Genomic DNA, 12,988 nt, shown 5'->3' with positions numbered 1-12,988 from the left:
CCTATGTCAGAGGCGGCTGGACAAGTTGCCCAGGGCCGATTGCAGATCGTTGAAGCGGAAGGTGAAACCCGCAGCCAGCAAGCGCACCGGGCGTGCCCGCTGGCCACCGAGCAACAGCACCGACAGCTCGCCAAGCCCAGCCTTGAGCAGCAGCCGCGGCATCGGCATGAATGCCGGGCGATGCAGGGCACGGCCCAACTGCCTGGCGAACTCGCGGTTGCGCACGGGCTCTGGCGCGCAGGCATTATAAGGACCGCTGGCATCCTTGTGCTGCAAGAGAAAATCAATCAGGGCAACCTGGTCATCGATATGCACCCAGGGCATCCACTGCCGGCCATCGCCCAAGGGCCCGCCCAGGCCCAGCTTGAACGGCAGGCGCAGGCGCGACAAAAAGCCGCCATCACTGGCCAGCACCAGCCCGGTACGCACCAGCACCACACGCATGCCCAGGGCCTGGGCGCGCTGGGCGGTTTCTTCCCAGGCGATGCACAACTGGCTGGCGAAATCCTCGCGCACCGGCTGCGAGGCCTCGGTCAGCTCGCGCTCGCCACCATCGCCGTACCAGCCCACGGCAGAACCGGAAATCAACACCTCGGGGCGCTGCTCGCGGCTGCCCAGCCAGGCCAGCAGTTGCTCAGTCAGGGTGATGCGGCTGGCCCACAGCAGCTGCCGCCGGGCGGCAGTCCAGGGGCGGTCGGCGATGGGCGCCCCGGCCAGGTTGACCACCGCGTCGAGGGTTTCATCGTCGGCAAGGTCCTCCAAACGCGCGATACCACGCACACCGCTGCCGCAGATTTTCGCCACTTGGTCAGGGCGCCGACTCCACACCGTCAGGCGATAGCCCTTGCTCCGCCAGAACTGGCACAGGTGCTGGCCGATCAATCCCGTACCACCTGTCAGCAATATATGCATGGCTGTGTCCTCGCAGGGTGCGGCCATGGTCTATTTTTAAGATCAAGGCACTTTTCCAGACCAATCGCTCTCGGATAAACATAGGCCATGTGGCCCTATGAAGCGGAATAACCTTATACAAACTTTGTGCATTGTACAGGTTTGCCTGACAGCGTAGTCTGCCTACAGCAAGGTTCGAAGAGGCCATCATGACAGTACCTATTGCCATCATCGGTGCCGGTATCGCCGGCCTGTCCGCCGCCCAGGCCCTGCAAAAGGCCGGGCAAACCGTTCACTTGTTCGACAAAGGCCACGGCAGTGGCGGGCGCATGGCCAGCAAGCGCAGCGAGGCCGGCGCACTCGACCTGGGCGCGCAGTATTTCACTGCCCGCGACCGGCGCTTCGTGGAACAGGTGCAGCAGTGGGTGGCGGCGGGCTGGGCCGCACAATGGAAGCCTCAGCTGTACAACTGGCGCGATGGCGAACTCACCCCCTCCCCCGATGAGCAAACCCGCTGGGTCGGTGTGCCGCGCATGAGCGCCATCACCCGCGGCCTGCTCAAGGACGTAACGGTGAACTTCGGCTGCCGCATCGCCGAAGTGTTCCGCGGCAAGCAGTACTGGCACCTGCAGGACACCGAAGGCAGCAGCCATGGCCCCTACAGCCGCGTGGTGATCGCTGTGCCCGCGCCACAGGCCACGCCACTGCTGGCCGCCACGCCCAAGCTTGCGGCAGTGGCCGCAGGCGTGGTGATGGAGCCAACCTGGGCGGTCGCCTTGGCCTTCCAGGCGCCGCTGGAGACGCCCATGCAGGGCTGCTTCGTGCAGGACAACCCGCTCGACTGGCTGGCACGCAACCGCAGCAAGCCCGGGCGTGATGAACAGCTCGACACCTGGGTGCTGCACGCCACGTCCAACTGGAGCAAGCAGCACATCGACCTTGCAAAGGAAGAAGTGATCGAACAGCTGTGGGGCGAGTTCGCCGAGCTGGTCGGTTGCGTGGTGCCACCGCCGACCTTCGCCCTCGCCCATCGCTGGCTGTACGCACGGCCTGCCGGCAACCACGAATGGGGCGCATTGGCCGACGCCGACCAGGGCTTGTACGCCTGCGGTGACTGGTGCCTGTCTGGCCGGGTGGAAGGTGCCTGGCTCAGCGGCCAGGAGGCGGCGCGCCGGCTGCTGGAACATCTCGAATAGGGCTAACGGAAAAGCTATACAGAAATTCTGGTTTGCATAACTTTCTGCCTGTGCTGGAATAGTCTTGTACACGTTTTCTTTTATGTACAAGTTTCCCGGAGGCAGCCATGCATGACCCATCCGCCCAGCGCAAGCCGCGCATCGCCATCAGCGCCTGCCTGATCGGCCAGAATGTGCGCTACAACGGCGGGCACAAGGCTTCCGAACTCTGCCGCGCGAAGCTCGAAGCCCACTTCGACTGGTTACCTGTGTGCCCCGAGATGGCCATTGGCCTGGGCACACCCCGCGACCCGATCCGCCTGGTCGGCGACCCTGGCCACCCCCGCGTGGTCGGCACCCGCCACCCCGACACCGACTTCACTACCCCCCTGCGCGCGTACGGCGAGCACATGGCCGCCGAACTCGACGACATCTGTGGCTACATCTTCATGCAGAAGTCGCCTTCCTGCGGCCTGGAGCGGGTCAAGGTCTACCAGGACAACGGCCACCCCGCGACCCAAGGCGGCACCGGTGCCTATGCCGACGCCTTTTGCAGCCAACGCCCGGACCTGCCGGTGGAGGAAGAGGGCCGCCTGCACGACCCGGTGCTGCGCGAGAACTTCATCAGCCGTGTGTATGCCTATGCCGACTGGCAGCAGGTGCTGGCAGGTGGCTTGAGCCGCGGCGCGCTGGTGCGCTTTCACTCGCGTTACAAATACCTGCTGATGGCCAACAACCCCCAGGCCTACCGCGAACTGGGCCGCCTGCTGGGCACCCTGCGCCGCGAGGACGACCCCAACGAAGTCGGGCCACGCTACTTCAGCCTGCTGATGCAGGCCCTGCGCCGCTGCGCCAGCCGCGGCACCCACTGCAACGTGCTGCAGCACCTGAGCGGCTACTTCAAGGATGCCCTCAGCCAACAGGACAAAGACGAGTTGCAACAGTTGATCAGCCAATACCAACAAGGGGTGGTGCCGCTGGTGGTGCCACTGACCTTGCTCAAGCACTACCTGCGCAAGCACCCCGACCCCTACTTGCAGCAACAGGCCTACCTGCAGCCGCACCCTGACGACCTGGGGCTGCGCAATGCTGTCTGAACACCTGCTGCCCATCGGCGAACTGGCCCGCCGTACCGGCGTCAACCCCGTCACCCTGCGCGCCTGGGAGCGCCGCTACGGCCTGCTCAAGCCACAACGCACCGCCAAGGGCCATCGGCTTTATCCACAGGACCAGGTGGAACGGGTCAAGGCCATCCTGGCCTGGCTGGCACGCGGGGCCTCGGTTGGCCAGGTTCGCGAACTGCTCGACAAACCCCTGGCCATGGCCCCGCAAGGCGACTGGCAGCGGCGCCAACTGCAGCTGGTCGAGGCCATTGCCGGCTTGTCCCAACGCAGCCTCGACCAACAGCTGAACCAGGTGATGGCGCTGTACCCGGCCATCACCTTGTGTGAACAACTGCTGCTGCCGCTGCTGGACGTGCTCGCCCAGCGCTGGCGCAACCACTTCAATGCCGAACTGGAGCAGGCGTTCTTCGACACGTGGCTGCGCAGCAAACTCGGCGCACGGGTGTACCACGACAACCAGTTGCTGCAGGGCCCTGCCGTGCTGCTGGCGCAAGATTGCGAGCGCCCGTTCGACCCACGCCTGTGGCTGTGCGCCTGGCTGCTGACCAGCAATGGCATTGCCGTGGAAGTGCTGGAACAGCCGGTCGGCGGCGCACAGCTGCAACGTGCGATCACAGCGCTGCAACCGCGAGCCCTGCTGCTGCACCTGGGCCCGCGCATCGACGCCAAGGCCCTGCAACGCACACTGCAGGGCATTGCGGTGCACAAGCTGCTCGGTGGCGGCACGCTGGCGCTGCACCAGGCCCAGCTGCACAACTTCGAGCTGCCCGACCTGTTCTTTTTCGATTCCCCGCAGGCAGCATTGCGCTTGCTGCAGGGCAATGACCGCCGGCCTGTAGAAATGAGTGAACCATGCAATTGATCTGGCTGCGCAGCGACCTGCGCATCGACGACAACACCGCCCTCAGCGTGGCCACCCAACGCGGCCCCAGCGTGGCCCTGTGGCTGGCCAGCCCTGGCCAATGGCTGGCCCATGACGACGCCCCGTGCAAGGTCGACTTCTGGCTGCGCAACCTGCGCCAGCTACGGCGCACGCTCGACGCCCTGAATATCCCGCTGCTGATTCGCCAGGTCGATACCTGGGACGAGGCCCCCGCCACGCTGTTGGCGGTGTGCCGCCAGCACGCCATCGAGGCGGTGCACTGGAACGATGAATACGGCATCAACGAAAGCCGCCGCGACGCCGACACGCGCACGCTGCTGGAGGCTTCCGGCATCCGCGCCCACAGCTACCTCGACCAACTGTTCTTCCGCCCCGGCACCATCCTCACCCGCAGCGGCGACTACTTCCAGGTGTTCAGCCAGTTCAAGAAGGTTTGCCTGGAACACCTGCACCGCAGCTTGCCTTCGCTGGCTGCACGGGTAAAACCCCAGGCAGCGCTGGGCATCGCCAGCGACCCTATTCCCCAGCACATCGCAGGCTTCGACAAGCCGGCGCAGGCGCTCAGCGACCACTGGCCCGCCGGCGAAGACCAGGCCCAGGCGCGCCTGGCGCGCTTCGTCGACGAAACCATCGTCGACTACGAGCAGTTGCGCGACCTCCCGGCCAAGCCCGGCACCAGCCAGCTGTCACCCTACCTGGCCGCGGGCGTGATCTCGCCCCGTCAGTGCCTGCACGCAGCCCTGGCCGGCAACCACGGTGAATTCGACAGTGGCAGCCGCGGCGTGCAGACCTGGGTGAATGAACTGCTCTGGCGCGAGTTCTACAAGCACATCCTGTGCGGTTATCCACAGGTTTCACGCCACCGCGCGTTCCGCGCCCAGACCGAAGCCCTGCCCTGGCGCGACGCGCCGCACGACCTGCAAGCCTGGCAGGAAGGCCGCACCGGCTTTCCGATCATCGACGCGGCCATGCGCCAGTTGCTGCACACCGGCTGGATGCACAACCGCCTGCGCATGGTCGTGGCCATGTTCCTGACCAAGAACCTGCTGATCGACTGGCGCCTGGGCGAGCGGCATTTCATGCGCCACTTGATTGACGGTGACCTTGCGGCCAACAATGGTGGCTGGCAGTGGAGCGCATCCACCGGCACCGACGCCGTGCCTTACTTCCGTATTTTCAACCCGGTTTCACAGTCCGAACGTTTTGATCCAGAGGCGCGCTTCATTCGGCACTGGGTGCCGGAACTCAAGCAACAGGATGCCAAGTCGATACACCTTCCAGTGAAGTCCGGGGATCTTTTTGCCGGTCATCACTATCCGAAACCTATCGTCGACCTTGGAAGCAGTCGTCTGCGCGCACTCGAAGCCTTCAAACGTTTGCCGCGCAGGCAGGAGAAGCCATGAATTGAACACCTCGCGCACTTTCTGGGTTACCGGAGCCGGCCACGGATTGGGTCTGGCTTTAGTCAAGCGTCTACTCGAACAAGGGAATCGGGTTGCCGCAAGTAGCAAGGGAAGCGAGGCGTTTGAAGCATTGACGCAGCAATACGGCCACAACCTGTTGCACGTGCCCTGGCAAGTGCACGAGCAGGCGCACGCCGCCGCTGCGGCTGAACAGATAAGCCAGGCCTGGGGCGCGCTGGACGGCTTGATTATCAACGCCGGCAGCAACGATTACCTGGCCACCGGCCTTGCCCAGGATGACCTGTTCCAGGCCATCGTCAGCAGCAACCAACTGGCGCTGGAGCATTGCCTGGACAGCGCCAGGCCGTTGTTGGCCAAGGGTGATCGGCCCCAGGTGATGGCCGTGTTCAGCCGTTATTCTGCGCTGCAGTTGCATGCACCGACGCAGGAAACGGCGGGCTGGAACCAGGCGCCGCAATGGCTGCGTGAACAGCGCGGCGCATTGCAGGCCGAGGGCATCGACCTGACAGTGGTGGCGCCGCAGTCGCCCAAGACACCGGTCACCCCGGTGCTGGCCCTGGCGGATGAGTGGACAGCGCAAAGTGCGGCCGATGAGCTGGTGGCGCGGCTGGATGCGCGCGAGCCGGAGCTGGTGCTGGAAGTGCTGGATATCGCCAGCCTCTGGCCGTTGCCCCACTGACTTGGCGTTAGCAGGCCTGGGCTTTACAGCGGCAGGCCTTGCACAGGGTGCTGCCGGTGCCACAGCACCGGTAGCACGGCACTCAGCGCCTGTGGGTCGGCGCTGCTCCAGAACGCGGCCTCACGCGCCGGCCCTTCGGCCAGCAGCCCGCGTGCATCCAACAGCCGCTGCAACTGACGCGCCACGGCCGCACCGGTGTCGATGACCGCCACGTCAGCGGGCACCATGTCGGCCAACAGCGGGCGCAGGAAGGGGTAGTGGGTGCAGCCCAGAATCAGGGTGTCGCAACCGGCCGCCAGCAGCGGCTGCACATAGCCTTGCAGCAACTGGCGCAGTTGCGCACTGCTCAGGTCGCCCGCCTCGATCCGCTCGACCAGCCCCGGGCAGGGCTGGGTCACCACCCGCACGTCATTGGCGAAACGGTCGAGCAAGGCCGCGAACTTGGCACTTTGCAGGGTGCCGGTGGTGGCCAGCACGCCGACCACGCCGGAGCGGGTAGCCGCCGCCGCTGGCTTGACTGCCGGCTCCATGCCCACCAATGGCCAGTCTGGGTAGAGCTCGCGCAGGTCAGCTACCGCCGCCACTGTCGCGGTATTGCACGCCAGGACCATGGCCTTGGCGCCCTGGGCGCGGAAGAACGCAGCAATGGCCCGGCAACGTTGGCGAATGTAGTCCGGCGACTTTTCGCCGTAGGGCACATGCCCGCAATCGGCCACGTAAAGCAGTGACTCATCGGGCAGCAGGCGCTGGATTTCGGCGAGCACCGACAAGCCGCCGACCCCCGAGTCCATCACGCCAACCGGCGCCGAACGCTCAGCCATCGCGCTTGCCGCACACGGCGCAGGCCGGGTCGCGCTTGACCCGCAGCTCGCGTAGGCGCGTGCCAAGGGCGTCGATCAGCAGCAGGCGGCCCACCAGCGGCTCACCGAAGCCGGCCAGCAGCTTCATCGCCTCCAGCGCCTGCAGGCTGCCGACCAGACCCACCAGCGGACCGATCACACCGGCTTCGCTGCAGGTCAGTTCGTCCTCGCTGCCGTGGCCGTACAGGCAGTGGTAGCACGGGCTGGTGTCACGCCGCGGGTCGAACACCGAGAGTTGCCCTTCCAGGCGAATGGCCGCACCGCTGACCAGCGGCTTGCCTTGGGCGAAACAGGCCGCGTTGACCGCCTCGCGGGTGCCGAAGTTGTCGGAGCAGTCGAGCACCAGGTCGACGGCTGCCACCGCAGCGGCCAGCGAATCTTCATCCAGCGCCTGCCGGTGGGCCACCAGGGTGACCTCGGGGTTGATCGCCTGCAGACGCTGCAGCGCAGAGTCCACCTTGCTCATGCCCACACTGCTGCTGTCATGGATGACCTGGCGCTGCAGGTTGGTAAGGTCGACGGTGTCGAAGTCGGCCAGGTGCAGCTCGCCCACGCCCGCGGCAGCCAGGTACAGCGCCACCGGCGAGCCGAGGCCACCGAGGCCGACGATCAGCGCCTTGCCGTGCTTGAGCCGCAGCTGGCCTTCGATGTCTACCTGGGCCAGCAGTATCTGCCGGCTGTAACGCAACAGCTCCTGATCGCTCAGCATGGCAGGCGCCCCAGGGAAATACGCTCATGGCCACCCAGGTCGACTCGGCTGGCCACGTCGGTGAAGCCTTGGGTACTGAGCAGCGCCCGCACATCCGCGGCCTGGTCGTACCCGTGTTCGAGCAGCAACCAGCCGCCGGGCAGCAGGTGGTGTGGCGCCTGGGCGACGATTACCCGCAGGTCGTCCAGGCCATCGACGCCGGCCACCAGCGCGCTGCTGGGCTCGAAACGCACATCGCCCTCGACCAGGTGCGGGTCGGCGGCGCGAATGTAGGGCGGGTTGCTGAGTATCATGTTGAAGCGCTGGCCAGCGAGGTTGCTGAACCAGTGGCTGGCCAGCACCTGCACGTTGCCCAGGCCCAAGCGCTGGCGGTTGCGCTCGGCCAGGGCCACGGCTTCGTCCACGCGGTCCACGGCCGTTACCTGCCAGGCCGGGCAGTCGCTGGCCAGGGCCAGGGCGATGGCACCGGTGCCGGTGCCGAGGTCCAGGACCTTGGCCGGGGCTGGCGCTTGCAGTTCCAGGGCGGTTTCCACCAGCAATTCGGTGTCCGGGCGCGGAATCAGCGTATGCGGCGCCACCTCCAGGTCGAGCTTCCAGAAGCCCTGCTGGCCGAGGATGTACGCCACCGGCTCACCGGCGCGGCGGCGCTGCAGGTAGCCGGCGTAGGTGCTGGCATCTTCGCTGCTGACGATGCGCTCGGGCCAGGTGTGCAGGAAACTGCGCGACTTGCCGATGGCGGCAGCCAGCAGCAGTTCGGCGTCCAGGCGCTCGGTGGGCGAGTCGGGCAGTTGCGCGTTGCGCAACAGGCTGGCAATGATGGTCATCAGTCCCCCAGGGCAGCCAGTTGGTCGGCCTGGTATTCGGCCAGCAGCGGTTCGATCACCGCGTCCACGCCACCGGCAAGGATATCGTCGAGCGAGTAAAGGGTCAGGTTGATGCGGTGGTCGGTCACCCGCCCCTGTGGATAATTGTAGGTACGGATGCGCTCCGAGCGATCGCCCGAGCCCACCAGCAGCTTGCGCTCGCTGGCGATGGCGTTCTGCGCCGCGCTGGTCTGCATGTCGTTGAGCTTGGCCGACAGCCAGGACAGGGCGCGGGCACGGTTCTTGTGCTGGGAACGCTCCTCCTGGCACTCCACCACGATACCGGTGGGCAAGTGGGTGATGCGGATTGCCGAGTCGGTCTTGTTCACGTGCTGGCCGCCGGCGCCCGAGGCGCGGTAGGTGTCCACGCGCAGGTCGGCCGGGTTGATCTCGATGGCGGCCTGCTCATCGGGTTCGGGCAGCACGGCCACGGTGCAGGCCGAGGTGTGGATGCGGCCCTGGGATTCGGTTTCCGGCACCCGCTGCACGCGGTGCGCGCCGGATTCGAACTTGAGCTTGCCGTACACGTTATCGCCTTCGACGCGGGCGATGATCTCTTTATAGCCGCCGTGCTCGCCTTCGTTCTCGGAGAGGATTTCCAGGCGCCAGCCACGCTTCTCGGCGTAGCGCGAATACATGCGGAACAGGTCGCCGGAGAAAATCGCCGCCTCGTCGCCACCGGTACCGGCGCGGATTTCCAGGAACACGTTGCGCCCGTCGTTAGGGTCCTTGGGCAGCAGCATGCGCTGCAGTTGCGACTCCAGGCCCTGCAGCTGCTCCTTGGCTTCGCGCACTTCCTCCACGGCCATTTCGCGCAGGTCGGGGTCGGCGTCCTTGAGCAGCGCCTGGGCGCCTTCGAGGTCGTCCTGCACCTTGCGCCACGCCACGTAGGCAGCGATCACCGGTTCGACCTCGGCGTATTCGCGCGAATAGGCGCGGAAGCGGGTCTGGTCGGAAATGACTTCGGCATCACCGAGCAGGGCGGTGAGTTCCTCGAAGCGGTCCTGGAGCGTGTCCAGTTTATTGAGCAGCGACGCTTTCATTGCGGGGATTTGTCCGTCGAGCCCTCATTGAGGGCAAAGAGTTCCTGAGCCATGGCCAGCGCATCGAGGCGGCCCTCGGCCGAGAGCTTTTTCAATTGCACGCTGGGGGCATGCAGGAGTTTGTTGGTCAGGCCCCGGGCCAGTTGCGCCAGTACGTCTTCGGGGTTGCCGCCGTTGGCCAGCAGGCGCTGGGCCTTTTGCAGTTCTTCGTCACGCAGGCGTTCGCTTTGCTGGCGGTAGGCGCGCAGCACGTCCACCGCGGCCAGCTCGCGCAGGCGCACCATGAAGTCGTCAGCGCCTACCGCAACCAGCTCTTCGGCGGCCTGGGCCGCACCCTGGCGGCTCTTGAGGTTTTCCGCGACCACCTCGTGCAGGTCGTCGACGGTATAGAGGTAGACGTCGTCGAGCTCGCCCACTTGCGGCTCGATATCGCGCGGAACGGCGATGTCGACCATGAAGATCGGTTTGTGCCGGCGCAGTTTCAAGGCGCTTTCCACCGCGCCCTTGCCCAGGATCGGCAACTGGCTGGCGGTGGAACTGATGACGATGTCGCTGTTGGCCAGTTCCTGGGGAATGTCGGCCAGCAGCACCGCGTGGGCGCCGAACTGCTCGGCCAGGATGCTGGCGCGCTCCAGGGTACGGTTGGCCACGACGATGCGGCGCACACCCTGCTCGTGCAGGTGGCGGGCGACCAGGGTAATGGTTTCACCGGCGCCGATCAGCAGCGCCTGGCTGCGGCCAAGGTCGCTGAAAATCTGCTTGGCCAGGCTCACCGCGGCGAATGCCACCGACACCGGGTTCTCGCCAATGGCGGTGTCGGTGCGGACCTGCTTGGCGGCGCTGAACGTGGCCTGGAACAGGCGCCCGAGCAACGGGCCGATGGTGCCGGCTTCGCGGGCCACGGCGTAGGCGGACTTCATCTGGCCGAGGATCTGCGGCTCGCCCAGCACCAGCGAGTCAAGGCCGGAGGCCACGCGCATCATGTGCTTCACGGCATCGTGTTCTTCATGGACATAGGCACTGGCGCGCAGCTCGTCCAGGCTCAGCCGGTGGTACTCGGCCAGCCATTTCAGCACGGCGTCGGCGGACAGGTGGTCCTGCTCGATGTAAAGCTCGCTACGGTTGCAAGTCGACAGGATCGCCGCTTCGCGGCTGGCGGTCAGCCGGCAGAGCTGCTGCAGGGCGTCGACCAGCTGCTCTGGGGTAAACGCCACGCGCTCGCGTACGTCTACCGAGGCAGTCTTATGGTTGATACCAAGTGCAAGAAAGGCCATGCAAGGTCGCTGGTTGTGACGAGGAGCCGATAATTGTCCTCTTTCGCAGGTTTTAGAACAACCACCGTTCGCTATCAGGGTGATAGTAGGTGGGTGCATGGCTTGAGGCTGTGTGGCGGCGTAGATCGAGCGCCGCGCGGGCGGCGCTCGATCTCACAAGCGCCGCACAACCACCGGCAAACACCCCACCGTCCTCACACCTTCGCCCAAAGAACGAACCACCCGCCCACAACACGGTCTACGCTACAGCCAAGCGTCTCCCTCCTGCGCAGGTGGGTTTGCCCCCGCGCTTGTGTCATCATGCCCCGACCGCCGGTTAGTCTTTGTTAAGCCACTCTATGAACAGACCCTACGCATTGCTGCTTGCCTTCGCCCTGCTCCAGGGTTGCCAGAGCCTGGCCCCGCATAATGCCGAGCCGCCCGTTGCCGAGGCCGGCAAAGACGAGGCGCAAAAGCCCGTGGTGTATGGGTCGTTCAAGCAGGACACCCTTTATAGCCTGCTGGTAGCCGAGCTTGCCGGGCAGCGCAACCGCTTCGACATCGCCTTGGCCAACTACGCCGACCAGGCCGAAAAAACCCAGGACCCGGGGGTTTCCGAGCGCGCCTACCGCATCGCCGAATACCTCGGTGCCGACGAACCGGCCCTGGACAGCGCGCTGATCTGGGCCAAGAACGACCCGCAGAACCTCGACGCCCAGCGCGCCGCGGCCATCCAGCTGGCCCGTGCCGGGCGCTATGACGATTCCATGAGCTACATGGAAAAGGTGCTGCAGGGCCAGGGCGATACCCATTTCGACTTCCTCGCCCTGTCGGCCGCCGAAACCGACCAGAGCACCCGCGACGGCTTGATGCAGAGCTTCGACCGCCTGCTGGTCAAGTACCCGGACAACAGCCAGCTGATTTTTGGCAAGGCCCTGTTGCTGAACCAGGACGGCAAGGCCGAGGAAGCCCTCGACCTGCTTGAGGCGCACCCGGCGCAAAATGGCGAAATTGCCCCGATCCTGCTGCGCGCACGCCTGCTCCAGGCCCTCGACCGCGGCCCGGAGGCCCTGCCGCTGCTGCGTGGGGCGATCCGTGACAACCCCGATGACAAGCGCCTGCGCCTGACCTACGCGCGCACGCTGGTGGAGCAGGACCGCATCGCCGATGCCAAGGGCGAGTTCATCAGCCTGGTCCAGCAGTACCCCGACGACGACGAGCTGCGTTATTCCCTGGCCCTGGTTTGCCTGGAAAACAAGGACTGGGACGAAGCCGAAAGCTACCTGCGCGAACTGATCGAGCGCGACAGCAATGTCGACGCCGCACGCCTGAACCTGGGGCGCATCGCCGAAGAGCGTCACGACCCGGCCACCGCCCTGCGCGAGTACGCCCTGGTCGGCAACGGCCCGGACTACCTGCCGGCGCAGCTGCGCCAGGCCGATATCCTGATCGCCAACGGCCGCGACAGCGAGGCCTCGCGCCTTCTCGCCCAGGCCCGCGAAGCACAGCCGGACTACGCCGTGCAGCTTTACCTGATCGAATCGGAAAGCTACAGCAACAACAACAAGGACGCCCAGGCCGACCAGGTGCTGCAACAGGCCCTGACGCACTACCCGGACGACCTCAACCTGCTGTACACCCGGGCCATGCTGGCAGAAAAGCGCAACGACCTGCCGCTGATGGAAAAAGACCTGCGGGCGATCATTGCCCGCGAGCCGGAAAACGCCATGGCCCTCAATGCCCTGGGCTACACGCTGGCCGACCGCACCACCCGCTATGACGAAGCCAAGGCGCTGATCGACAAGGCCCACCAGCTGACCCCGGACGACCCGGCAGTGCTCGACAGCCTGGGCTGGGTCAATTACCGCCTGGGCAACCTCGACCAGGCCGAAACCTACCTGCGCCAGGCCTTCGCCCGCTTCCCCGACCACGAAGTCGCTGCCCACCTGGGTGAAGTGCTGTGGGCCAACGGCAAGCGCCGCGAAGCCCGCCAGGTCTGGGCCAAGGGCTTCGAAGCCCAGGCCGACAGCCCAATTCTGCGCAAGACCCTCCTGCGCCTGACCGGATCCGAGACCCTTTAACGC

General features: G+C 65.8%; 12 protein-coding genes. 6 read left to right on the top strand and 6 right to left on the bottom strand.

Annotation, left to right across the window (positions count from 1 at the left end; genetic code table 11):
- Positions 1-6: 6 nt before the first annotated feature.
- Positions 7-912 carry a TIGR01777 family oxidoreductase gene (locus tag F3J44_RS19595; RefSeq protein ID WP_167275203.1) on the bottom strand — a complete coding sequence of 302 codons (906 nt, stop codon included), beginning with the start codon at positions 910-912 and terminating at the stop codon, positions 7-9.
- Positions 913-1,100: 188 nt separating this feature from the next.
- On the opposite strand from F3J44_RS19595, the gene F3J44_RS19590 reads away from it, so the two are divergent.
- The 5 genes from F3J44_RS19590 to F3J44_RS19570 all read left to right on the top strand — a co-directional run bounded on the left by F3J44_RS19590 (position 1,101) and on the right by F3J44_RS19570 (position 6,176).
- On the top strand, positions 1,101-2,087 hold the full coding sequence (locus tag F3J44_RS19590) for an NAD(P)/FAD-dependent oxidoreductase (protein ID WP_167275200.1): 987 nt from the start codon (positions 1,101-1,103) through the stop codon (positions 2,085-2,087).
- A gap of 107 nt (positions 2,088-2,194) precedes the next feature.
- Positions 2,195-3,163, top strand: coding sequence for a DUF523 and DUF1722 domain-containing protein (locus tag F3J44_RS19585; RefSeq protein ID WP_167275198.1), 969 nt, complete (start codon positions 2,195-2,197; stop codon positions 3,161-3,163).
- Positions 3,153-4,052, top strand: coding sequence for a MerR family transcriptional regulator (locus F3J44_RS19580; protein WP_167275195.1), 900 nt, complete (start codon positions 3,153-3,155; stop codon positions 4,050-4,052). The genes F3J44_RS19585 and F3J44_RS19580 overlap by 11 nt, the downstream gene beginning before the upstream one ends.
- Positions 4,043-5,476 (top strand): deoxyribodipyrimidine photo-lyase, encoded by a 1,434-nt coding sequence (phrB, locus tag F3J44_RS19575; RefSeq protein WP_167275192.1) that lies wholly within the window; start codon positions 4,043-4,045, stop codon positions 5,474-5,476. The genes F3J44_RS19580 and phrB overlap by 10 nt, the downstream gene beginning before the upstream one ends.
- Positions 5,373-6,176 (top strand): SDR family NAD(P)-dependent oxidoreductase, encoded by an 804-nt coding sequence (locus tag F3J44_RS19570; RefSeq protein ID WP_370526769.1) that lies wholly within the window; start codon positions 5,373-5,375, stop codon positions 6,174-6,176. The genes phrB and F3J44_RS19570 overlap by 104 nt, the downstream gene beginning before the upstream one ends.
- A gap of 23 nt (positions 6,177-6,199) precedes the next feature.
- Here the strand turns inward: F3J44_RS19570 and murI are convergent, their stop codons facing one another.
- From murI to hemA, 5 genes are read right to left on the bottom strand one after another with little or no spacing between them, the layout of a single operon-like run.
- Entirely contained in the window at positions 6,200-6,997 is a 798-nt protein-coding gene (gene murI / locus F3J44_RS19565) for a glutamate racemase (RefSeq protein WP_167275186.1), read from the bottom strand.
- Positions 6,990-7,745, bottom strand: a complete 756-nt coding sequence (locus tag F3J44_RS19560; RefSeq protein ID WP_167058987.1) for a molybdopterin-synthase adenylyltransferase MoeB — start codon at positions 7,743-7,745, stop codon at positions 6,990-6,992. Before F3J44_RS19560 ends, murI begins: the two co-directional genes overlap by 8 nt.
- The gene (prmC, locus tag F3J44_RS19555; RefSeq protein ID WP_167275183.1) at positions 7,739-8,569 is read right to left on the bottom strand and encodes a peptide chain release factor N(5)-glutamine methyltransferase; all 831 of its coding nucleotides are present in this window, start codon (positions 8,567-8,569) and stop codon (positions 7,739-7,741) included. The genes F3J44_RS19560 and prmC overlap by 7 nt, the downstream gene beginning before the upstream one ends.
- Entirely contained in the window at positions 8,569-9,651 is a 1,083-nt protein-coding gene (gene prfA, locus F3J44_RS19550) for a peptide chain release factor 1 (protein ID WP_167275181.1), read from the bottom strand. Before prfA ends, prmC begins: the two co-directional genes overlap by 1 nt.
- On the bottom strand, positions 9,648-10,925 hold the full coding sequence (gene hemA, locus F3J44_RS19545; RefSeq protein ID WP_167275178.1) for a glutamyl-tRNA reductase: 1,278 nt from the start codon (positions 10,923-10,925) through the stop codon (positions 9,648-9,650). Before hemA ends, prfA begins: the two co-directional genes overlap by 4 nt.
- 338 nt (positions 10,926-11,263) lie before the next feature.
- Here hemA and F3J44_RS19540 point away from each other — a divergent pair, with 338 nt between their 5' ends.
- On the top strand, positions 11,264-12,985 hold the full coding sequence (locus tag F3J44_RS19540) for a tetratricopeptide repeat protein (protein ID WP_167275175.1): 1,722 nt from the start codon (positions 11,264-11,266) through the stop codon (positions 12,983-12,985).
- Positions 12,986-12,988 lie beyond the last annotated feature (3 nt).

Origin of the sequence: Pantoea sp. Tr-811 (genome assembly GCF_011752535.1) — a bacterium.
GTDB lineage: Bacteria > Pseudomonadota > Gammaproteobacteria > Pseudomonadales > Pseudomonadaceae > Aquipseudomonas.
The sequence above is the reverse complement of the archived record's forward strand: the minus strand, read 5'-3'. Positions and strand labels throughout refer to the sequence as shown.